Source organism: Proteus vulgaris, assembly GCF_016647575.1.
GTDB classification, from domain to species: Bacteria; Pseudomonadota; Gammaproteobacteria; order Enterobacterales; family Enterobacteriaceae; genus Proteus; species Proteus mirabilis_B.
The window spans coordinates 2,506,841-2,527,630 of sequence record NZ_CP032663.1; the positions used below are offsets into that span (position 1 = coordinate 2,506,841).

At 41.6% G+C, this 20,790-nt stretch carries 24 protein-coding genes; 11 read left to right on the plus strand and 13 right to left on the minus strand.

Annotated features, from left to right (window positions below):
- Position 1 precedes the first annotated feature (1 nt).
- From fliM to D7029_RS11720, 8 genes are all read left to right on the plus strand, one after another.
- The gene (gene fliM / locus D7029_RS11685) at positions 2 to 1,033 is read left to right on the plus strand and encodes a flagellar motor switch protein FliM (protein WP_023581831.1); all 1,032 of its coding nucleotides are present in this window, start codon (positions 2 to 4) and stop codon (positions 1,031 to 1,033) included.
- The gene (gene fliN / locus D7029_RS11690) at positions 1,026 to 1,436 is read left to right on the plus strand and encodes a flagellar motor switch protein FliN (protein WP_023581830.1); all 411 of its coding nucleotides are present in this window, start codon (positions 1,026 to 1,028) and stop codon (positions 1,434 to 1,436) included. The genes fliM and fliN overlap by 8 nt, the downstream gene beginning before the upstream one ends.
- A gap of 3 nt (positions 1,437 to 1,439) precedes the next feature.
- Positions 1,440 to 1,886, plus strand: a complete 447-nt coding sequence (gene fliO / locus D7029_RS11695) for a flagellar biosynthetic protein FliO (RefSeq protein WP_023581829.1) — start codon at positions 1,440 to 1,442, stop codon at positions 1,884 to 1,886.
- The gene (gene fliP, locus D7029_RS11700; protein ID WP_023581828.1) at positions 1,886 to 2,656 is read left to right on the plus strand and encodes a flagellar type III secretion system pore protein FliP; all 771 of its coding nucleotides are present in this window, start codon (positions 1,886 to 1,888) and stop codon (positions 2,654 to 2,656) included. The genes fliO and fliP overlap by 1 nt, the downstream gene beginning before the upstream one ends.
- Positions 2,657 to 2,671: 15 nt before the next feature.
- On the plus strand, positions 2,672 to 2,941 hold the full coding sequence (gene fliQ / locus D7029_RS11705; RefSeq protein WP_069367481.1) for a flagellar biosynthesis protein FliQ: 270 nt from the start codon (positions 2,672 to 2,674) through the stop codon (positions 2,939 to 2,941).
- A gap of 5 nt (positions 2,942 to 2,946) precedes the next feature.
- Positions 2,947 to 3,729, plus strand: a complete 783-nt coding sequence (gene fliR / locus D7029_RS11710; protein ID WP_088495227.1) for a flagellar biosynthetic protein FliR — start codon at positions 2,947 to 2,949, stop codon at positions 3,727 to 3,729.
- A 123-nt stretch (positions 3,730 to 3,852) separates the two neighbouring features.
- The gene (locus tag D7029_RS11715) at positions 3,853 to 4,119 is read left to right on the plus strand and encodes a DUF1778 domain-containing protein (protein ID WP_075673024.1); all 267 of its coding nucleotides are present in this window, start codon (positions 3,853 to 3,855) and stop codon (positions 4,117 to 4,119) included.
- Positions 4,107 to 4,598 (plus strand): GNAT family N-acetyltransferase, encoded by a 492-nt coding sequence (locus D7029_RS11720; RefSeq protein WP_194950769.1) that lies wholly within the window; start codon positions 4,107 to 4,109, stop codon positions 4,596 to 4,598. The genes D7029_RS11715 and D7029_RS11720 overlap by 13 nt, the downstream gene beginning before the upstream one ends.
- Before the next feature lie 84 nt (positions 4,599 to 4,682).
- Here D7029_RS11720 and flgL read toward each other — a convergent pair whose 3' ends face one another.
- The 11 genes from flgL to flgB form a co-directional block, all read right to left on the minus strand.
- Entirely contained in the window at positions 4,683 to 5,627 is a 945-nt protein-coding gene (flgL, locus tag D7029_RS11725; RefSeq protein ID WP_194950770.1) for a flagellar hook-associated protein FlgL, read from the minus strand.
- A gap of 31 nt (positions 5,628 to 5,658) precedes the next feature.
- A complete protein-coding gene (gene flgK / locus D7029_RS11730) occupies positions 5,659 to 7,302 on the minus strand; it encodes a flagellar hook-associated protein FlgK (RefSeq protein ID WP_194950771.1) in 1,644 nt (547 codons plus the stop codon).
- 117 nt (positions 7,303 to 7,419) lie between these two features.
- Positions 7,420 to 8,406: a flagellar assembly peptidoglycan hydrolase FlgJ gene (flgJ, locus tag D7029_RS11735; protein WP_194950772.1), complete on the minus strand. Its 987-nt coding sequence runs from the start codon at positions 8,404 to 8,406 to the stop codon at positions 7,420 to 7,422.
- On the minus strand, positions 8,406 to 9,512 hold the full coding sequence (locus tag D7029_RS11740) for a flagellar basal body P-ring protein FlgI (RefSeq protein WP_194950773.1): 1,107 nt from the start codon (positions 9,510 to 9,512) through the stop codon (positions 8,406 to 8,408). The genes flgJ and D7029_RS11740 overlap by 1 nt, the downstream gene beginning before the upstream one ends.
- 14 nt (positions 9,513 to 9,526) lie before the next feature.
- A complete protein-coding gene (locus D7029_RS11745; protein WP_099075766.1) occupies positions 9,527 to 10,270 on the minus strand; it encodes a flagellar basal body L-ring protein FlgH in 744 nt (247 codons plus the stop codon).
- 63 nt (positions 10,271 to 10,333) lie between these two features.
- Positions 10,334 to 11,116 (minus strand): flagellar basal-body rod protein FlgG, encoded by a 783-nt coding sequence (gene flgG, locus D7029_RS11750; protein WP_088495219.1) that lies wholly within the window; start codon positions 11,114 to 11,116, stop codon positions 10,334 to 10,336.
- Between the two features lie 19 nt (positions 11,117 to 11,135).
- Positions 11,136 to 11,891, minus strand: coding sequence for a flagellar basal body rod protein FlgF (locus D7029_RS11755; protein WP_088495218.1), 756 nt, complete (start codon positions 11,889 to 11,891; stop codon positions 11,136 to 11,138).
- 21 nt (positions 11,892 to 11,912) lie between these two features.
- Positions 11,913 to 13,163: a flagellar hook protein FlgE gene (gene flgE, locus D7029_RS11760; RefSeq protein WP_194950774.1), complete on the minus strand. Its 1,251-nt coding sequence runs from the start codon at positions 13,161 to 13,163 to the stop codon at positions 11,913 to 11,915.
- 27 nt (positions 13,164 to 13,190) lie between these two features.
- Positions 13,191 to 14,021, minus strand: coding sequence for a flagellar hook assembly protein FlgD (locus D7029_RS11765; protein ID WP_194950775.1), 831 nt, complete (start codon positions 14,019 to 14,021; stop codon positions 13,191 to 13,193).
- 12 nt (positions 14,022 to 14,033) lie between these two features.
- The gene (gene flgC, locus D7029_RS11770) at positions 14,034 to 14,438 is read right to left on the minus strand and encodes a flagellar basal body rod protein FlgC (RefSeq protein WP_069367469.1); all 405 of its coding nucleotides are present in this window, start codon (positions 14,436 to 14,438) and stop codon (positions 14,034 to 14,036) included.
- A gap of 10 nt (positions 14,439 to 14,448) precedes the next feature.
- Positions 14,449 to 14,859 (minus strand): flagellar basal body rod protein FlgB, encoded by a 411-nt coding sequence (gene flgB, locus D7029_RS11775; RefSeq protein ID WP_075673034.1) that lies wholly within the window; start codon positions 14,857 to 14,859, stop codon positions 14,449 to 14,451.
- A gap of 209 nt (positions 14,860 to 15,068) precedes the next feature.
- Between flgB and flgA the strand changes: the two genes are divergently transcribed.
- The 3 genes from flgA to D7029_RS11790 all read left to right on the plus strand — a co-directional run bounded on the left by flgA (position 15,069) and on the right by D7029_RS11790 (position 16,856).
- The gene (gene flgA / locus D7029_RS11780; RefSeq protein ID WP_194950776.1) at positions 15,069 to 15,725 is read left to right on the plus strand and encodes a flagellar basal body P-ring formation chaperone FlgA; all 657 of its coding nucleotides are present in this window, start codon (positions 15,069 to 15,071) and stop codon (positions 15,723 to 15,725) included.
- 377 nt (positions 15,726 to 16,102) lie between these two features.
- Positions 16,103 to 16,402: a flagellar biosynthesis anti-sigma factor FlgM gene (flgM, locus tag D7029_RS11785; RefSeq protein WP_156733636.1), complete on the plus strand. Its 300-nt coding sequence runs from the start codon at positions 16,103 to 16,105 to the stop codon at positions 16,400 to 16,402.
- A gap of 13 nt (positions 16,403 to 16,415) precedes the next feature.
- On the plus strand, positions 16,416 to 16,856 hold the full coding sequence (locus D7029_RS11790) for a flagella synthesis protein FlgN (RefSeq protein WP_088496016.1): 441 nt from the start codon (positions 16,416 to 16,418) through the stop codon (positions 16,854 to 16,856).
- Positions 16,857 to 17,246: 390 nt separating this feature from the next.
- Here the strand turns inward: D7029_RS11790 and flhA are convergent, their stop codons facing one another.
- Both flhA and flhB read right to left on the minus strand, forming a co-directional pair.
- Complete coding sequence (flhA, locus tag D7029_RS11795; protein ID WP_088495213.1) at positions 17,247 to 19,337, minus strand: flagellar biosynthesis protein FlhA; 2,091 nt, start codon at positions 19,335 to 19,337, stop codon at positions 17,247 to 17,249.
- A complete protein-coding gene (gene flhB / locus D7029_RS11800) occupies positions 19,330 to 20,478 on the minus strand; it encodes a flagellar biosynthesis protein FlhB (RefSeq protein WP_036912700.1) in 1,149 nt (382 codons plus the stop codon). The genes flhA and flhB overlap by 8 nt, the downstream gene beginning before the upstream one ends.
- Between the last annotated feature and the right edge of the window lie 312 nt (positions 20,479 to 20,790).

Here is a 20,790-nt window from a genome sequence, read left to right on the forward strand (position 1 = left end):
TATGAGCGATAATATCCTTTCACAGGCAGAGATTGATGCTCTGCTGAATGATGACACATCAGGTGACGACGCCAAAAAAAGCGCGAACAGGGAACCTGCGATAGCGAAGGATCCGAATGAACCGGATATTCAGCCTTATGACCCCAACACGCAACGTCGTGTGGTTCGAGAACGTTTACAGTCGTTAGAAATTATTAACGAACGCTTTGCACGTCAATTCCGTATGGGGCTGTTTAACATGCTCCGTCGGAGTCCTGACATTACTGTTGGTGGCGTTAAAATTCACCCTTATCACGACTTTGCTCGTAACTTACCTGTGCCAACAAACCTTAACTTGGTGCATTTAAAACCGTTACGAGGAACAGCGTTATTTACCTTTGAACCAAATCTGGTTTATATCGCGGTAGATAACCTGTTTGGTGGTGATGGCCGTTTTCCAATCCCTGTGGAAGGACGTGAATTTACCAACACTGAGCAACGGATCATCAACAAAATGTTGAAACTGGCACTTGATGCCTACCGTGATGCTTGGGATTCCATATTCAAAATTCAGGTGGAATATGTTCGTTCTGAAATGCAGGTGAAATTTACCAATATCACCTCATCACCGAATGACATTGTTGTTACGACACCTTTTCAGGTAGAAATTGGCTCAATGGTTGGGGAATTTAGTATTTGTATCCCATTTGCCATGATTGAGCCATTACGTGAACGACTGATCAATCCACCAATTGAAAATGTTCGTCAAGAAGATGGGGTTTGGTTAGATAGTTTAGTCAACCAAGTTCAGCATTCAGAGCTTGAACTGGTCGCAAACTTTACTGACATCCCACTGCGTTTATCAAAAGTGTTAACACTTAAAGAAGGGGATGTTATCCCGATTGATAAACCAGAAAGATTGATTGCACATGTTGATGGTGTGCCCGTATTAACAAGCCAATACGGTACAGTAAATGGGCAATATGCCCTTCGTGTTGAACACCTAATTAACCCTGTTTTAAACGCTCTGGATGAGGAACAAACCAATGAGTGATGCAAATCGCCCAACTGATAATTCACAATCGGCTGAGGATATGTGGGCTGATGCAATGGAACAGCAAACTGGGAAAAGCCAGGATAATAGTTCCGATCTATTTGAACATCTTTTACCTGAAGACGATGCGCTGAATCATCTCTCTGACATCAATTTGATTATGGATATTCCCGTCAAATTAACAGTAGAGTTAGGTCGCACCAAAATGACCATTAAAAAATTACTTAGCCTGTCGCAAGGCTCTGTCGTTTCACTCGATGGTTTAGCTGGTGAGCCTCTTGATATTCTTATCAATGGCTATTTAATCGCTCAAGGTGAAGTTGTGGTTGTTTCTGATAAATACGGTATTCGCATTACCGATATCATTACACCATCAGAACGTATGCGTCGTCTGAGCCGTTAATCTATGGAACAGCTTCCTTCCTTTTCCAGCCAAGGTGCGGTAAATACTACCGCACCCGCTACAACACAAACTGTTCAAACACCTACACAACCGTTGCCTGTGGGTCAAAGCCTTGCTCAAGTTAGCACGGCACTTGCAGGCATCATCGTTCTTATTATTGTTGCTATGTGGTTATTTCGCCGTTTTGGCTTTACCCGTGGTTCATTTAAAGGAACAACAGCACAACTTAGCGTCAAAGCAAGTTGTTCATTAGGTGCGAAAGAACGTGTGGTGGTTGTTGAAATTGAACAGGAATGGCTCGTATTAGGGGTAACTGCATCACAGGTAAATCTGTTGCATAAATTACCCGTCCCTGATAAAGCCTCGCAGGAAGCGACCTCATCACCAACATCGCCATTGTTTACTCAAATATTACAAAAAACGCTAAAGCGAGATAAAGGCAACTCATAATGCATCAGTGTGTCACTTTTTTTAACGCATTAAAGCGTTGGCGTCTCTTCGCTAGTGTGCTGGTTTTAATCTTGTTACCTAGCAGTGCGTTTGCCCAATTTCCGGGCGTTATTACACAGCCTTTACCGGGTGGTGGCCAAAGTTGGTCATTGCCAGTTCAAACATTAATCTTCATTACAGCTTTAGGGTTTATTCCTGCTGTTTTGCTGATGATGACGAGTTTTACCCGCATTATTATTGTCCTTGGATTATTACGTAATGCTTTAGGTACACCTTCTGCACCACCAAACCAGGTCGTTCTTGGTTTGGCGTTATTTATGACCTTTTTCATTATGGCACCGGTTTTTGATAAAATTTATCAAGATGCCTATATGCCATTTACTGAAGATCAAATTACCTTTGAACAAGCCTTAGAAAATGGCTCTAAACCTTTGCGCCAGTTTATGATGCAACAAACTCGTGAAACTGACTTAGCTCTATTTGCTCGCCTTGCCGATGCACCTGCGTTTGAAACTCGCGAAAGTGTACCAATGCGTATTTTGGTGCCCGCTTATATTACGAGTGAGCTAAAAACCGCCTTCCAGATCGGTTTTATGATTTTTATTCCTTTTCTTATTATCGACTTAGTTGTTGCCAGTGTGTTGATGGCGCTAGGTATGATGATGGTGCCACCTGCCACAGTTTCATTGCCATTTAAACTTATGCTTTTTGTTTTAGTCGATGGTTGGCAATTAATATTAGGCTCGCTTGCACAAAGCTTTTTCAATTAGCGCAGAGGTAACCCCATGACACCAGAATCCGTCTTAGCACTAGGTACTGAAGCGATGAAAATCGCTTTATCACTAGCAGGCCCTCTTTTATTGTCCGCTCTGGTGACGGGTCTTGTGATCAGTATGCTCCAAGCTGCAACACAGATAAACGAAATGACATTATCGTTTATCCCGAAAATTCTTGCTGTATTAGCCGCGATTTTAGTTGCCGGCCCTTGGATGTTAAGTTTACTTGTCGATTATATGCATAACTTATTTACTGGCATTCCTGGGATGATTGGTTAATAGCAATGATAACCCTGACCAGTGAAATGCTTAACGGCTACATTAGTGATTTTTTCTGGCCATTTGTGCGTATACTCGCCCTTTTTAGCACTGCACCGCTATTTAGTGAAAGACAAACACCTAAAAAATTTCGCATTGCACTCGCCTTTTTGATTACCGCATTAGTTGCACCGGGCTTACCCCAAAGTAATGTGCCTTTATTCTCGCTTATTGCCTTTTGGGTACTATTGCAACAAATTTTGATTGGTACAATTCTAGGGTTATCGATGCAGTTGGCGTTCGCTTCTGTTCGCCATGCTGGTGAAGTGATTGGTTTACAGATGGGGCTTTCATTCGCTACTTTCGTCGATCCATCGGGTGGCCCTAATATGCCTATTCTGGCGCGTATTTTTAATATGCTAACAATGCTGTTATTTATGGTCTTTGATGGTCATTTATGGCTATTGTCTATATTAGTTGATACGTTCTATGTTGTTCCTATTGGAAATCAGACTTTTAACTCTTTAGGTATTCTTACTTTAGTGCAAAGTGGTGGCACAATCTTTATTAACGGTATGATGCTAGCCATGCCATTAATCACCCTACTTTTGGTACTTAATCTTTCATTAGGTATTCTAAACCGTATGACACCACAGCTTTCTGTCTTTGTGGTTGGTTTCCCTCTTACGCTGACTATCGGTATGTTAGCCTTATCCATGATTATGCCTGCATTACCTGTATTTACAGAGCGCGTCTTTAGCGATACGTTTAATCGCATCACTTTAATATTACAGCAGTTGGTTTCTTGAGATTTAAATCGACTTATTTTTAATCGCAGTCCTCGAATTAAAATTTATCCGCTTTTTTGTAGCTAATATTGTTTGTTTATTCTACAATCCTTGTATATCAATTGCTATACAAGGAGGCGTGATATGAAAGCTGACGTACAACTCAATATTCGCGCTAAAGAATCACAACGCGCACTTATTGATACTGCTGCTGAAATTCTCCATAAATCTCGTACTGACTTTATTCTTGAGACAGCGTGCCAAGCTGCTGAAGACGTCATTTTAGACCGTAGAACCTTTAATTTAAATGATGCTCAATATGCGGAATTTATAGAAATTATTGATGCGCCGGTTGATATTGACCCTGCTCTTGAAAAGTTATTAATGAGAAAACCATTATGGGAAAAGTAACAGCACCTGAGCCGTTATCAAATTCACATGAAGTGGCTGATTTTTATAGTAGTGAAAATGTATTAGATAACTGGATAAAACAAAGAGGTTTAAAAAACCAATTCTTAGGTGCATCACGTACATTTGTGGTCTGTGAAAAAAATAAAAAACGTGTTGTTGGGTACTATTCTTTAGCGACAGGTAGTGTTAACCATACTGAAGCAATTAGTCATATTCGTCGTAATATGCCAGATCCAATACCCGTGATCATTTTAGCTAGACTGGCTGTTGATAAAACTTTTCATGGAAGAGGCCTTGGTGCCGATTTGTTAAGAGATGCTGTTTTGCGTTGTCATCATGTAGCTGAAAACATTGGTGTTAGAGCGATTATGGTTCATGCTTTAACTGAAAGCGCAAAACATTTTTATCTTCATCATGGTTTCAAAGCTTCTTCGACTCAAGAAAAAATCTTATTCTTGGCATTAAAAAAGAAAATATAGTTTATTGCTTTTATAAATAAAAAAATCCCCTGATAAATAAATACCAGGGGTGATATCAAAATATCTTAAGACGATACTAAATAATTAGCGATACATTTTGAACATCGACATATCTTTCATGTCGTTAAAGACTTTATAAGAAGCCTGTAATACAGACTCTTCTTGGTAATAATCTGAAATCGCTTGTGTCCAATCTAATTCACGCAGTTCACTTAAACGTTTTGCATTTCTTAAAGAAGTATCCGCACCTAAATCATCTAAGTTATCAAGCTCTTGAAGTTGTAAACCTAATTTAGCCTCTACACTTGAAATGTTATTTAACGTTGCACGGTTAACACGGTTTGCTTCATCAATTTTTTCTAATGCCGCATCGCGATCAGCTTGTGGTTTACCTGCTAAAGGTTCACGTAACGCAGTGATAGCACCGTCTAATGCTTCAAAAATATCTGGCGCAGTCCCTTTACTCCCTGAAGATTGTAATGTTTCGATCCCTGTAAAGTTAGTGACCATTTCAATATTACTATCTACTTTTTGGGTAATTTGCTTATCACCACCTTGATAGGTGATTTTACCTGTTGCATCAGCCACAAAAGGTGGTTTATCAGATTGGAAACCTGCAAAAATATAACGGCCAACACCATCTTTTGTGTTACCAATACCCACTAACTGATCTTTTAAACCTTGTAATTGATCAGCTAGTGATGAACGGTCTTCATCACTTAATGTTGCATCGTTACCCGCTGCAACCAGTGTTTCTTGAATTTTAGTCGTAATATTAACCATTTGGCTTGCTAAGCTCATTTGCAAAGACATACTATTTTTTGCAAATCCACGCGCTGTCGCATACTGCTGATTACGAGATTCAGATTGTTTAACCATTACCGCTTGAGATGCCGCCATTGGATCATCTGATGGTTTTTCAACACGACGACCACTGGAGATTTTATTTCCTTCAGTCATCCATTTGCTTTGTGAACTAGTGATATTGTCCACTCGCTGGCTAAAAATTTGATTTGAACTTAAACGCACAGTGATATTCCTTATTCTGATGAAGGGTTACTTAGAAAACTTGCATAATGGCATCAAACATACTGTTTGCAGTTTGAATAACTTTTGCATTTGCCATGTAGTATTCTTGAATGCGATACATCTCACCGTACTCTTCATCCAAGTTCACACCAGAAACAGACTGTTGTTGTTCTACAATACTTTTAGTGATAGAAACCTGAGCATCGAAGTCAACTTGTGCGGTATTTACTTTGTTACCGACCATACTGATCAGTGAACCATAGCCACCAGCAATTGTTGTTTTTCCATCAATAACTTTTGCATCGGGTAACTCAAACAGTTTTTTCATGTTTTCGTTATCACTAGGGCCTGTATCTTTAGAGCCTGCTGCCGCAATCTTACTTGGATCGGTAATTGCAACACCCATACCTGCAATCACATTACCTACGGATTGAACAACAATGGAATCACCTTCTTGTGCTGTACCATTGACCTTGATACTCATGCCTTCGAATTTCAATTCACCTGTTGTAGCATCAGGAGTCGCTTCAAATTTACGATTACCCGGCTCTACAGTGACGTTCCATTTGCCACTTTCATATTTAACTGTATATTCGGCGGCTTTAACTTGTTTCGTATCTGCATATTCAACAGTAAAATTAGCATCACCTTTATTTTTACCGTTAGGCATAACATGAGCACCACCAAGGTCGAAGAATTTTTCACCTTTGTCGCCATTTAAATCAAAACCTTGCTCGTGTTGTTTATTAAATTGATCACCCAACACTAAAGCTAATTGATTTAATTGGTTACGACTTGGATCTAATACTTCTTCACGGCTACGATATGCACCGCCAAGTTCGCCACCTTTAATACGTTTTGCATCCACTTCACGAACTTCATCAATACCGTTGCTATAACCAATAACAAGGCGTTCGCTATTTTTGCTTGATGGAACAGCAGAAACTTCATAAGAGCGAGTACCAGATACTAATGGCAAACCATTAGCAAATGTGACGTTAACAAAACCGCCGTCTTGTTGAGTTACTTGAACATCAACCAGTGTGTTTAGTTCTTGAATTAAACGATCACGTTGGTCTAATAAGTCGTTAGGATCAGCACCATTAAAGCCTTTAGAACGACTAATTTCGTTATTTAGTTTTGCGATCTGTTTTGTATATTCATTGATATTTTTAGAGGTGTTAGTCACCTGACTATTAATATCTTTTTCTAGATCACGCAATGATTGGTCTGCTTTAGCAAACATATTAACCATTGCTTCCGCTTTACCAATAACCGTTGTACGTGCAGGATTATCTTCTGCATTATTGGTCACGTTGGGTAAGCTGGTAAAAAATTCGTCAATCGCACTTGAAACGTCATTCCCTTTATCTGCTAACAAATCATTAATTTGTGAGATATTTTGGGTATAGCTATTAAGTGCGCTTTGTTTTGACATTGCACGGTTCATTTGACCGGCAAGGAATTCGTTATACTCACGATGAATACGGCTAACATTAACACCATTACCGATATAACCATTACCGGTCATTGTGCCGCTGTTTTCATTAAAAACAGTCATTTGACGGTTGTACCATTTTACATTTTGGTTAGCGATATTATTACTCACAGTGCTCATCGCAGCTTGTGCCGCATTAAGTCCGCTCATCGCTGTATTAATTAAACTATTGGACATTTGTCTATCCTTTTACGTTTAGTCATCACCCGTATGCACGGAGCATAGCTGGCAAGTTAAATGGATGCTCTGGTCTTTATTATCGGTTCTTCCCCTCTAAACTTGAGGGGAAAGTAATTAAAATAGGTCGCTTAAATCGTGAGTATAAGTTTTAGCAACTTGCTCACCACTTTCTTTTAATTGACCAATAATTGAAACCAGTTTTTTCGCATAACCCGGATCGGTGGCATAACCCGCTTCTTGAATACGATAAGCCGCTTGTTCAGGGGTTTGAGCTTGAGGTACTTTGGCGTAACGAGGGCTTTCAGTGATAAGTCTGAGGTAATCTTGAATAGCTTCAACATAGGAGCCATAAACACGGAAATTATCACGCATTTTAATCGAATTACCATCAATCACTTCGGTTGTCATGATATTCGTAACAGGCCCTTTCCAGCTACTTCCTGCTTTGATACCAAACAGGTTATAACTTGGTTTGCCGTCACCGGTTAGAATTTCACGTTTACCCCAACCTGATTCAAGCGCGGCTTGAGCAACAACTAAAAGATGGTGTACACCAGTACCTTCTGTGGCTTGCTTCGCAGGTCCTAACAGTTTTGATGCAAAAGAAGCACTGCTTTCAGATAAGCCCTTAAGCTTACCAATCGTACTTTCAACTGCATTTTGATAAGGCTGCATAGCACGATAAATTTGCCCCAAGGCTTGTGTTGGCATGGATTGAAAAATATCACTGCCATCTAATGGCATCGGTGTTTTACCCGCCATTTCGCTAGGGTCCATCGTGACTTTGGCAGAAAGTTGTTTTTCTATCATGTCAGCAAAGCCCAAGCCTTTTTGTGATAAGTCTTGAGCGATTTGTTGATCATAAAGAGAGGTGTACATCTTGGTACTTTCTGAGTTGAACATGCTTTCTTGAGGAATAGCATCACGCATGCTTTTTAACATCATTTGAACGAAAACGCCTTCAAGTTGCTGCGCCACTTGGCGCAGCCCTTGCTGATCAGCATTTTGTCCAACCTGATATTTGAGTTTATTCAATGCATTACTATCATATGCCGGCGCTGACATCGTCGGCATCGAAGAAAGCAGAGATAAATCTTTCATCAGATAATCTCCAATCTCGCACGTAAGCAACCCGCGCTTTCCATTGCTTGCAAAATTGACATTAAATCTGTTGGTGTTGCACCCAGTGCATTTAATGTGCGGATCACTTCGTTTAAGCTTGCGCTTGCATTCACTTGCTGTAATGAGCCACCTTGTTCACTCATATTTACGCTGGTATTACGCGTTACAACAGTGCTACCACCCGCAAACGGAGTATTAGGCTGGCTTACATTCACTTGGCTATCAACCGTAACGGAAAGGTTACCTTGAGCAATCGCACAGCTTCCTAATGTCACATCACGATTCATAACAACAGAACCCGTTCTTGCATTGATGATCACTTTCGCATCTGCAACAACACGTTTAATTTCGAGATTCTGTACTTCAGCCAAGAAACGTACTTGTTCACTTTTACCAATAGGAACACGTAATTGAACTGTACGTGCATCTAAAGGAATAGCAGTACCCACACCTCGTAATTTATTAACCGTATCAGAGATGTGTTGTGCCAAAGTGAAGTTTTCTTCATTCAGTTGTAAGTTCAGCAGACCTGTTTGACCAAACTGCGAAGGCAGTTCACGTTCAATGATAGCACCGCTACTAATGCGTCCACCCGCTAACTGGTTAACTTTAACACTACTACCACCCGCAGATGCACCCGCTCCCCCGACAATAATATTGCCTTGTGCTAAAGCATAAACCTGATTATCAACACCTTTTAACGGTGTCATCAGCAACGTACCACCACGTAAGCTTTTTGCATTACCTAAGGATGAAACAACAACGTCGATGGATTGCCCTGTACGACCAAAAGGCGGTAATTTTGCAGTTACCATTACCGCAGCAACGTTTTTCAATTGCATATTGGTGCCGGGTGGTACTGTGATCCCCAATTGTGAGAGCATGTTATTCAGACTTTGCGTGGTAAACGGGGTTTGCATTGTTTGGTCACCCGTTCCATCTAATCCCACGACCAAACCATAACCAATCAGCGCATTTTCTCTTACCCCTTCAACAGAGGTGAGATCTCTGATCCGTTCGGCATGAGCGGAAAAACCGACACATGTCATCACGATAAAGAAAAGGCTCATCGCTATTTTTTTCATCTGGACCCTACTCATTAAAAAGGTGATACATTTAAGAAGAAGCGTTGTAGCCATCCCATAGACTGTGCTTCATTGATATAACCGTCTCCGATATATTCAATACGAGCATCAGCAACTTGGGTTGAATTTACGGTATTAGCACCACTGATAGTTCTTGGGTTCACAACACCTGAAAAACGGATAAATTCAGTACCTTGATTGATAGCAATTTGCTTTTCGCCAATAACATGCAGGTTTCCATTGGCAAGAAGCTGATCGACGGTAACAGTAATGGTGCCTTTAAAGGTATTGTTCGCATTTGCGCCACCTTTACCGCCAAAGTCACTATTTCCTTCCATACTCATATCTGTACGTTTATTACCAAACACCCCTTCCAAGAATCCCGGCGTAATCGCAGCAAGGAATCCTGCTTTACCATTACGGCTGGCATTTGCAGATGAGTTTTTGCTTGCACTGACATTCTCTTGCAATGTAATCGTCAGCGTATCGCCTATATTTCGAGGACGTCTATCTTCAAATAGAGGTTGATAGCCAAAATAAACAGGCTGAGTTGCCTGAAAAATAGAGCCATTGGGTGCCGGTGCAGTCGGTGCCGTTGGAACCGCCGTTGTATTACCTTCTACTAACGGTTTTTTGGGTATATATGCGCATCCCGACAGTGTCAGTACCAACAGGGCGGTACCTAAACGTTGATGACGACGCCATCTGACACTAAGCTTTCTTGCCCCAGAATTGTCAGTAATGACCTTTGTATCCATCTTCGATACTCTTTTAGTAATACGCCTGACAGGAAACCCTGTCAGGCTAATGAACAAACGAAATTAGAGTTGCGTTAGTTTCTGTAACATCTGATCAGATGTTGAAATCGCTTTACTGTTAATTTCATAAGCACGTTGAGTCTGGATCATATTGACCAGCTCTTCAGCTACGTTAACGTTAGAGGTTTCAACATATCCCTGATACAACAAACCTGCGCCGTTGATACCAGGGGCATTTTCAGTTGGTGCGCCAGAACTTGCGGTTTCTAAGTACAAGTTTTCACCAACACTTTCTAATCCGCTGTCATTAATAAAGGTTGTTAGTGTCAATTGACCCACTTGTTGAGGAGCAGGATCACCTTCAATCTCAACACTGACAGTACCATCACGACCAATCATGACCTTTTTCGCAGTTTCAGGCAGAATAATTGCCGGCACAACTTGGAAACCACTGGTTGTCACTAATTGTCCATTTTGGTCCATTTGGAATGCACCATCACGGGTATAAGCGTCTGTACCATCGGGTAACTGAACATGGAAGAAACCCTGTCCTTTAATCGCCACATCACGTGTTCCGTTTGTTGGCGCTAAGTTACCTTGGCTGTGTAAACGCTCAGTCGCAACAGGACGAACACCTGTACCAATTTGTAAACCTGACGGCGCATTCGTCTGTTCTGATGTCATTGCACCCGGTTGACGAATTGTTTGATACAGTAAATCTTCGAAAACCGCACGTTGGCGTTTAAAACCATTGGTGCTGACGTTCGCGAGGTTGTTGGAAATCACATCCATGTTTGTCTGTTGTGCATCCAACCCAGTTTTAGCAATCCATAAAGAACGGATCATGGTTTTCCCCTTACACTATTTAACTCAGTGATAGCAATTGGTTAGCTCGTTGCGCATTATCATCAGCGCTATGAATAACCTTCATTTGCATTTCGAAACGTCTTGCGTTTGCTATCATATCGACCATGGCTTCTGCTGGATTAACATTACTGCCTTCTAACACACCAGCTAACACCTTCACGCTATCATCAGCAGGTAATTGTTCACCCGCTCGCACTGTTCCTTGCTGAGATAAATGGAATAAACCATCATCGCCACGAACTAAATCGTTTTGCTCTGGTTTTACCATTTTCAGACGACCAATTTGACCCAGCATTTTGGGTGGATCAGTAGGTACATGCGCAGTCACAATACCGTTATTGGCAATACTGACATTTGCTTGAGCTGGTACTTCAATTGCACCGTTATCGCCCATTAACAAACGCCCTTGTACCATCAACATGCCGTCAGCGTTACGTTGGATATTCCCGTTTCGGGTATAGGCTTCTGTGCCATCTTCAAGTTGAACCGCTAAATAGCCGTTATCACTTAAAGCAACGTCCATTGATCGGCCGGTATAGTTCATCGTTCCTTGGCTCTGATCGCTACCTGGCGTTGATGCTACCGTTAATGTACGAGTCGGTAAGGTATCGCCATTGACAGGTACGGCTCGCATTGCACTAAGCTGCGCTTTGAATCCCGGCGTTGATGCGTTTGCTAAGTTGTTCGCCACGACAGCTTGATTTTCCATCGAATGTCTGGCGCCGCCCATCGCGGTATAAATCACATGATCCATAACAGATTATTTCCGGCGTTATTAGCGCAAGCTAACCAGAGTCTGCAGGATCTGATCCTGAGTCTTGATGGTTTGTGCGTTTGATTGATAGTTACGTTGAGCAACGATCATGTTGACTAACTCTTGGCTCATATCAACGTTAGACGCTTCTAATGCGTTGTTAGTTAATTTGCCGAATACACCAGAGCCTGCAACACCGACGATTGGTGAACCTGAACCGTTAGTTTCAGACCACATGTTGTCGCCTTGTGAGCTTAAACCGCCTGGGTTTGCAAAGTTAGCTAATGCGATTTGACCAACAACTTGGCTTTGTTGGTTTGAGTAAGTTGCCATGATCGAGCCATCTTGCTCAATACGGAAATTGGTGAATTCACCCGCTTGGTAACCATTTTGCGCTAATTTAGATACGCTTGATTCAGAGACTTTTTGCTGAGTACTGCCACTGAAATCCAGTGTGATCGTGCTTGGAGCAGAACCATTTAAAGAAGCAATAGCAAAGCCTGGTGTTGCTGGAGGAGTCACTGCAGCAGGTGTAAAGCTATTTAAAACACCACCTGTTGAATAGTCTAACGTTCCTAATTCCTGATGTGCCGATGGTGCACCAGTTGTATCCTTAGTGGATGTATCTTGCCCATAAACTTTCCATTCATTGTCATTTGTTTTTACAAAGAATAAGTTCAGGTTATGTTCGTTACCTAAGCTATCGTAAGTGGTAACGTTAGTACTAAAGTTATAAGTATCACCATCTTTAGAATCAAATGGCGCTTTAGCGGGTTTCTCTTCACCTGAATTCAGGTTAACCGCCATATTGATTTTATCGGTTGCACTGGCGTTCATCATATCGGTAGGAATAACGATAGGTGTTGGTGTCGCCCCTTTTTGAACAACGTTTTTACCATCAACAACTTGTACTGGGTAACCTGTTACACGCATACCTTGCATATTAGTCAGGAAACCATTTTTATCTTTACCGAATTCACCGTTACGTGAATAGAAAACGCCACCGTTTTGATCTTCAATACGGAAAAAACCACCGCCAGAAATCGCTACGTCTGTTGGGCGGTTAGTAGTAGTGATACTACCGTCTTTAAAGTTTTGGCTAATACCTGCAACTTTAACACCCAGACCAGCACCTGAACCGGCAAAAACGTCTGCAAAAGAAACGCTTGCACCTTTAAAACCGTAGGTTGCGGAGTTAGAAATATTGTTACCGATAGTATCTAAGTTAGCGGCTGCTGCGTTTAAACCACTTACTGCTTGTGAAAAGGACATGCGCCCTCCAAGTTGAATATGTGTTAGTTAAAGAACCTGACGAATTTCATCCAATGAAACGGTATTACCTAAGCCAACATCAAGGCGGGCACCACCATCCACCATGGACACACTATTCACCAGCGCATAATTCAGTGTCTTAACAGGGACCTGAGCATCATTAAGCGTGGCGTTAACGGTAAATTTATAACTTCCCGGTGGAACAGGATTGTCATCTTCATCAGTACAATCCCAAGAGAAGTTATAAACATCCGGTAGCATCTTTTTGTCCATATTGATTGTACGAACGGTCACACCACTCGCATTGGTGATGTTTATCGTAAGAGAATCGGTTGGACTGAGTAATTCAAAACCAAAAGGTGTTGAAAAAAGGTGTTCACTGTCAGGTGTATTTGGGTCCGTATCATCTGCTTTATACGATCCCATTTGCTGACGTGTTTTTTCATTTTGAGTGTCAGGTGTTGGAATTGTGTCATCCCCATCACCGGGTTTTTCAGTCTCACCTTTACCGTCGGCTGGCTGAAAGACAACAATTTTATTCCCAGAGACCATAACACCTCGTCCCACCAGTGAAGAGGCTTTTAACGCCTGACTTTGGTCAATCTGCCCAACAATGTTATTCACTGTTTTATTCAGTGTTTCAATGCCTTCAACAGTTGAAATCTGAGCTAACTGGGAAGTTAACTCATTATTTTGCATTGGGTTTGTTGGGTCTTGATTTTTCATCTGGGTGATGAGAAGTGTCAGGAAATTCCCTTTAATATCATCACTACCACTTTTTTTCGTATGGTATGAAGAAGGAGCATCCCCGATAATGGTATTATCATAAGGTTCATTCATTGAGGAGGAAATACCCACAATTTATTCTCCCTATTGACCTATCATCAGTGTTTTTTGCATCAGCGATTTTGCCGTGTTCATCACTTCGACGTTAGCTTGGTAGCTTCTTGATGCAGAGATGGTGTTAATCATTTCACCCACAACATCAACATTCGGCATACGTACATACCCTTTTTCATCGGCAAAGGGATGTCCCGGCTGATATTCCATACGAAATGGCGCAGGATCATCCACCACTTCAGTGACACGAACACCACCAACTTCTTGACCAGCAGGTGCGTTCACCTGAAAAACAACCTGTTTTGCACGATAAGGGTCGCCATCTGGACCCGCAACACTGTCAGCGTTTGCCATATTGCTGGCACTCACGTTTAAACGCTGTGATTGCGCTGAAAGTGCTGAACTTGAAATATCGAAAATACTAAATAAAGACATGCTCGTTACCCTACTGTTGCAATACAGCCATCATGCTTTTAACTTGCGAGTTAATAAATGTCACATCAGCCTGATACTTAAGGCTATTGTCAGCAAAATTACTACGTTCCATGTCCATATCCACGGTATTACCATCCATCGCCGTTTGATGAGGCACGCGATAAAGTAAGTCCGCTTCTAAGCGATAACCGGGTTTAATTGGGATATGGCGTTCAGATGTCATAGCCAATTGCATGCCATGAGTACCTGTACGTCCATTTTCAATGGTTTTCTTCAATTCAGAAGCAAAATCAATATCACGAGCCTGAAAGCCTGGGGTATCTGCGTTAGCGATATTCGCAGCGAGAATTTCTTGGCGTTTATTGCGTATTGAGAGCGCTTCTTGTTGAAAATGAAACGTATTTTCTAATTTATCGAGCATCTTCTATCCTTGGTGGCTAAGCCACTTACCTCAGCTGATAAAACAATTTCAGTTGACAGAATAAACGCTCAAAAAAAAGATGATTGGAGGAATAGGCGTAAATTGGATTGCTATTTATGCGTTTAAGGCGTGCAAAGTCGATGTACACTGTTATTGCTAAATAATGACAAACGCACAATTAGCATCAACTCTGTAAGGTGATACAAATTATGTTAGTTAGAACTCTTATCGGTCTATTTTCTTTTTTCTTTATGATGAATGTGAGTGTCGCAAAATCACTCCCTGAAGAACTACAAGATTTCTTTGTCGCACTTCATCAACAAGGCGATAAAGTGACTGTGACAGTTTTAACACCAGAAGATAAATGGCCTGTCTGCCAAACACAAGAGATCCAACGTCATGCTGGCGCGCGTAATTGGGGACGTCTTTCAATCCCAATTCAGTGTGATAAACAACGTCGGTTTATTCAAATTGATGTTAGCGTTAATGGTGAATACTTAATCGCGAAAAAAGACATTAATCGTGATGACATTATTGAAACTTCTGCCGTTAGCATGGCAACGGGTGAGTTAGAAAAATTACCTTATGATGTATTACGTGATCCAGCATTAATTAAAAATGCGATCGCAATGCGACAAATATCCGCAGGAAAACCTTTAACGTCCACAATGGTTCGTCGCCCTTGGGCTATTTTGGCAGGACAAACAGTCACTGTATTTGCACAAGGCCCTCACTTTCAGATCCGTTATGAAGGTAAAGCCGTAAACAATGCTGTCGCCAATGAAACGATTCGAGTAAGAGTTAAATCAGGCCAAATCGTCACCGGCGAAGCACTTGAAGACGGCTCTGTACGCATCCCTCTTTAATAGATTAAAAAGCTGATAAGCAGAATAAGCCTATATTGAATTGCTTGTTACCCGTTTCAGTTATGGCAAGCCAAGGTAAACTCTCTTGCATTACAATTTGAACAAAAACTGTATTTGTATACATTTTTTACTCTAAATAATTCAAGATGTAGCTAGGCGACAAATGAACGAATCGCTAGGAACATACATAAGTATGTGACTAGTGTGAGTGAGTGCAGTCAACAACGCTACGGCTTGAAGTATGACGAGTAATACTAAGATTAAAGTTTTTGATTCAACAGCCGATATAAAGAAACAAGATGATAGGCGAAAACACATAGGTTGTTTTACAATGGCTTCATCTGACTATTAATTGATGCCTAACAAAGGATTTTCCTATGAGTATTGAACGCGCGAATCCACTGCTTCCGATTAACGCAATTGCACAACGTAACCCAAGTGAAGTCACACAGGGTTCACGTAAATCGGGAACAACTGAACAAAAAACTGCAACAGGTGACACTTCTGTAAAACTAAGTGAAGCGCAGAAAAAACTTGTTCAACCTGGAAATAAAGACATTGACGTTGAGAAAGTTGCTCGCTTAAAAGAAGCAATTGCCAACGGCACATTAACCATGGACAGCGGTAAAATTGCGGACGCTCTTTTCCGTGAAGCTGCTGAAAGCATAACTCAATAATATTTTAATGATTATGATGGAAGAACTCCGCCAGACTTTAGATCTTCAATTATCACAGCTTAATACCATTGCGGGTATTTTACGTGCTGAACAACAGTTATTATGCGCAGGTAATATTGATATCAATGCCCTACACGAAGTAACTGAACAGAAGAATTTTGTCTTGTCGGCTTTAGGTCATACAGACCAACAGCGTCATACGCTAAGCCTACAAGCCGGTGTAGAAAAACCTTATTCAGGGTTGCCGTTCTTATCTGATTTATGGACACAGATAATAGACATCACGGCGGAGTTAAAATATCTGAATCAACATAACGGATTACTACTCGATCAACATATCACTCGTAATAGTGATGCTATCCGTTTTTTGCAGAAGAACCACAGCCCAACCCTTTATGGTTCTGATGGGCAAGCACAGCGTTCAACACTGGCTGGGCGTAAAATTCAGGTTTAGGCTTTCTCGATAATTATCAGAATTCACACGATACGCCATCAATATTGATGGCGTTTTGCTTTGCCGATAAAACACGACTCACTTTAAACCAGCAACAACAGATAACACTCCGCTGTTATCTATCATCTTCTTGTGACACTTCTCTTATCTAAAACCTTAACTCTTGCTTGGATCTTGATTATCACACCATCATCACACCATGACTGTACTTTTTATAACGCTAAAATAGATATCACTAGGCTATCTATTTATTGATGCACCTTGTCATCAATAAACCGTTATTACCCTCCTACTTTCTACCCCATTACACCTTTCAGTTATATCAACATATAAAAAAGGCCACTTAATAAAGTGGCCTTGGCTTTAACAACAGTTTATCTGTATGAATGATTAATGAGGTTGCCCACCAATCATCGACGTCATACGAATGCGACGACCTTCACTGACTTCCATATTCGACAATACGGCTAATTGCGGTAGGCTGCGACGTAAGAAACGTGACAATAATGAACGCAACGCATGATTCACTAACAATACTGGAGCTCCACCGGACATCTCTTGATGACGCACAGCATCTGCTGCTTGTTGTTCAATATTCTCAGCTAGTCCCGGCTCTAAACCACCGCCACTTTGCATAGCTTGAACAAGAATACGCTCTAAGCTTGCATCTAAACCAATGACTTGAATTTCATCTTGATCACCAAACCAGTGTTGTGTGATCGCACGGCGAAGTGCAACACGAACAACGGCGGTTAATTCAGCGGGATCTTTCTGCTCTGGCGCGTGCTCTGCTAAAGCTTCTAATATGGTTCTCATATCACGAATAGGCACTTGTTCAGACAGCAAGTTCTGTAATACTTTGTGCAATACAGTAAGCGAAAGCATATCTGGGATCATATTTTCTGTCATTTTAGGGAGCTCTTTACTCACCCTATCAAACAACATTTGAGCTTCTTGACGACCAAATAATTCTGATGCGTATTTCGCTAATGCATGGTTAAAGTGCGTTGCAATAACGGTACTTGCAGCCACAACGGTATAGCCTTGAACCTGTGCTTGCTCTCTTAAGCTGTCATCAATCCAAACTGCGGGTAAACCAAATGCAGGCTCTTGAGTTATATCGCCATCTAAAGAGCCAACGGCATTACCCGGATTGATTGCTAGCCAACGACCCGGATGCGCTTCACCGTGACCAATTTCAACCCCTTTCATTAGAATGCGATAGGAGGAAGGCCTTAATTCCATATTGTCTCGAATATGAACAACTGGAGGAAGGTATCCCGTTTCCTGAGCAAACTTTTTACGAATACCACTAATTCGGCCTAACAACTCACCATTTTGGCGGTTATCTACCATTGGAATTAAGCGATACCCTACTTCCATGGCTAATGGATCTTCAAGTTGTACATCTTCCCATGAAGCTTCAACAACACGGTTTTGTTTTTCAACTTCTTCCATCTCTTTTTGTTGTTGCACTTCAGGATTGGCGTTGCGGCGTAAGATATACCAACCTAATCCACCTAATGCAGCTGTGAAGAAAAGGAAAACAAAGTTAGGCATTCCCGGCACTAAACCTAACAGACCTAGCACGCCTGCGGTTAACAGTAGAACACGAGGATTGTCAAACAGTTGGGTAACCATCTGTTGCCCAACGTCTTCGTCTGTTGCAACACGAGTAACGATAACACCCGCTGCTGTTGAGATAATCAATGCAGGAATTTGAGCAACCAGACCATCACCGATAGTTAAAAGGGTATAAGTCGTTGCTGCATCGTTTAATGCCATTCCGTGTTGAGCGACACCGACGATAAGACCACCCACCACGTTAATCACAAGGATCATTAAGCCGGCAATGGCGTCACCACGAACGAACTTACTCGCACCATCCATTGAGCCGTAAAAGTCGGATTCTAATGAAACTTCTTTACGGCGTTTCTTTGCTTCGTCTTCGTTGATAATACCAGCATTCAGGTCAGCATCGATTGCCATCTGTTTACCCGGCATTCCATCTAACACAAAACGCGCACCTACTTCAGCAATACGTCCCGCACCCTTGGTGATAACCATAAAGTTAATCAAAATAAGGATGATAAAGACCACAATACCGATAGCAAAGTTACCGCCAACAAGGAAATGGCCAAAGGCCTCAACAACGCGCCCTGCAGCTTCTGGTCCTGTATGCCCTTCCATTAAGATGATACGTGTTGAAGCCACGTTTAATGATAAACGTAACAACGTGGTAAACAGCAAAATAGTCGGGAAAGCAGCAAAGTCCAAAGTACGTCGAGTGAACATTGCAACCAACAGCACCATGATGGAGAGTGCGATATTGAAGGTAAATAATAAATCCAATAGAAAAGGTGGCAATGGCAATACCATCATTGACAGTATCAACAAGATAAGCACTGGCCCTGCCAGTATCTGCCACTGAGAACTTTTCCAATTTCCCGGCAAGCGGAGTAATGAGGCCAAATTAGCCATGACGATTATCTTCTCCAGCAAAGTCCAGTGCGGGAGGCACTGGCAAGTTCATAGGTTGTTTAGGTTTTAAACCACCTTCGGTTTTCCATCGTTTCAGTTGATAAACCCATGCAAGTACTTCTGCAACCGCAGCATAGAGGGTTGAAGGTATTGCATGGCCTATTTCACTGTGACGATATAACGCCCTAGCAAGCGGTGGCGCTTCTAGAAGCGGAATTCGATTTTCTGCACCAATCTCTTTAATTTTTAACGCAATGGCCCCTGCGCCTTTTGCTAAAACTTTAGGCGCTGTCATTTTGTCGTTATATTGCAGTGCAACAGCATAGTGTGTTGGGTTCGTAACAATAACGTCAGCTTTCGGCACATCCGCCATCATTCGACGGCGAGACATTGCGTGTTGTTGCTGACGGATACGCGCTTTAAGTTGCGGATCACCCTCTTGCTGTTTAAATTCATCTTTAATTTCTTGGCGCGTCATGCGTAGCTTTTTCAAATGGCTACGAATTTGGAAAATAATGTCGAATGCCACCATCGGGATCAGCATAAACACCGTGATATAGACGGCGAATATCAGCAGTTGCATCGCATTCGCTAGCGCACTCAGTGGTGGAAGCGTGATCAGATGAAGAATATCGTTCCAGTTGTGCCATAAAAAAACGGTTGCAGCGATCCCCACAAAGGTTGATTTCAGTATCGCTTTAAATAACTCAGCTAACGCATTCATTGAAAAAATGCGCTTTAACCCGGAAATAGGGTTCCATTTTTTCGGATCAAACTTAATGGATTTACTACTAAAGTTAATCCCGCCTAATAAGGCCGAGCCACCAATTGCCACAAGCACTAAACCCAAAAACACAGGTGATAGCGCAAACACAGCTTGTTTAATCAAGCTACCAAATCGAGGGATCAGCAAATTCTCATTACCAATAAGGTGATGATTAAACGTAAACCCTTCTGTTAACATGGCATGTAGCCCACGAGTGATAAACCCACCACTCATCCACAGCAAACTCACACCACCCAAGATCATTAATACGGACGATAGCTCTTTAGAACGGACAATTTGTCCATCCTTTTTGGCTTTTTCCCGTTTATGGGGTGTGGGGTCCTCTGTTTTTTCGAGATCGCTATCTTCAGCCACAGTCTGTCCGATTTAGATATTGAGATTAAAAGCATGAATGAAATGACTCTAAGCATGACAAATTCAGAGGAAATTGATGGGCTGAACAATCGCAAATTTACGGGGCTTTTTGGGCTATGACAGTATGTACTTAAAAAACAACCCAATGATAAAAATGAAGATATAAGCAATATTGACGCTGATTATAAGGAAATCAGCAAAATTCACAGCAAAATTGAGTAATTTTATTTTTGATGTTTATTTCGACAACTTCAAAAGCCGCTTAAAAAAAGCGGCTTACATTTTCTTCAATAGCGTGTGCTATTAAAGCAT

What these genes read in the sequence shown, in the direction of transcription:
- fliM (WP_023581831.1), top strand. Translation starts at nt 2, where the DNA reads ATGAGCGATAATATCCTTTCACAGGCAGAGATTGATGCTCTGCTGAAT.
- fliN (WP_023581830.1), top strand. Translation starts at nt 1,026, where the DNA reads ATGAGTGATGCAAATCGCCCAACTGATAATTCACAATCGGCTGAGGAT.
- fliO (WP_023581829.1), top strand. Translation starts at nt 1,440, where the DNA reads ATGGAACAGCTTCCTTCCTTTTCCAGCCAAGGTGCGGTAAATACTACC.
- fliP (WP_023581828.1), top strand. Translation starts at nt 1,886, where the DNA reads ATGCATCAGTGTGTCACTTTTTTTAACGCATTAAAGCGTTGGCGTCTC.
- fliQ (WP_069367481.1), top strand. Translation starts at nt 2,672, where the DNA reads ATGACACCAGAATCCGTCTTAGCACTAGGTACTGAAGCGATGAAAATC.
- fliR (WP_088495227.1), top strand. Translation starts at nt 2,947, where the DNA reads ATGATAACCCTGACCAGTGAAATGCTTAACGGCTACATTAGTGATTTT.
- D7029_RS11715 (WP_075673024.1), top strand. Translation starts at nt 3,853, where the DNA reads ATGAAAGCTGACGTACAACTCAATATTCGCGCTAAAGAATCACAACGC.
- D7029_RS11720 (WP_194950769.1), top strand. Translation starts at nt 4,107, where the DNA reads ATGGGAAAAGTAACAGCACCTGAGCCGTTATCAAATTCACATGAAGTG.
- flgK (WP_194950771.1), bottom strand. Translation starts at nt 7,302, where the DNA reads ATGTCCAATAGTTTAATTAATACAGCGATGAGCGGACTTAATGCGGCA.
- flgJ (WP_194950772.1), bottom strand. Translation starts at nt 8,406, where the DNA reads ATGAAAGATTTATCTCTGCTTTCTTCGATGCCGACGATGTCAGCGCCG.
- D7029_RS11740 (WP_194950773.1), bottom strand. Translation starts at nt 9,512, where the DNA reads ATGAAAAAAATAGCGATGAGCCTTTTCTTTATCGTGATGACATGTGTC.
- D7029_RS11745 (WP_099075766.1), bottom strand. Translation starts at nt 10,270, where the DNA reads ATGGATACAAAGGTCATTACTGACAATTCTGGGGCAAGAAAGCTTAGT.
- flgG (WP_088495219.1), bottom strand. Translation starts at nt 11,116, where the DNA reads ATGATCCGTTCTTTATGGATTGCTAAAACTGGGTTGGATGCACAACAG.
- D7029_RS11755 (WP_088495218.1), bottom strand. Translation starts at nt 11,891, where the DNA reads ATGGATCATGTGATTTATACCGCGATGGGCGGCGCCAGACATTCGATG.
- flgE (WP_194950774.1), bottom strand. Translation starts at nt 13,163, where the DNA reads ATGTCCTTTTCACAAGCAGTAAGTGGTTTAAACGCAGCAGCCGCTAAC.
- flgC (WP_069367469.1), bottom strand. Translation starts at nt 14,438, where the DNA reads ATGTCTTTATTTAGTATTTTCGATATTTCAAGTTCAGCACTTTCAGCG.
- flgB (WP_075673034.1), bottom strand. Translation starts at nt 14,859, where the DNA reads ATGCTCGATAAATTAGAAAATACGTTTCATTTTCAACAAGAAGCGCTC.
- flgA (WP_194950776.1), top strand. Translation starts at nt 15,069, where the DNA reads ATGTTAGTTAGAACTCTTATCGGTCTATTTTCTTTTTTCTTTATGATG.
- flgM (WP_156733636.1), top strand. Translation starts at nt 16,103, where the DNA reads ATGAGTATTGAACGCGCGAATCCACTGCTTCCGATTAACGCAATTGCA.
- D7029_RS11790 (WP_088496016.1), top strand. Translation starts at nt 16,416, where the DNA reads ATGATGGAAGAACTCCGCCAGACTTTAGATCTTCAATTATCACAGCTT.
- flhA (WP_088495213.1), bottom strand. Translation starts at nt 19,337, where the DNA reads ATGGCTAATTTGGCCTCATTACTCCGCTTGCCGGGAAATTGGAAAAGT.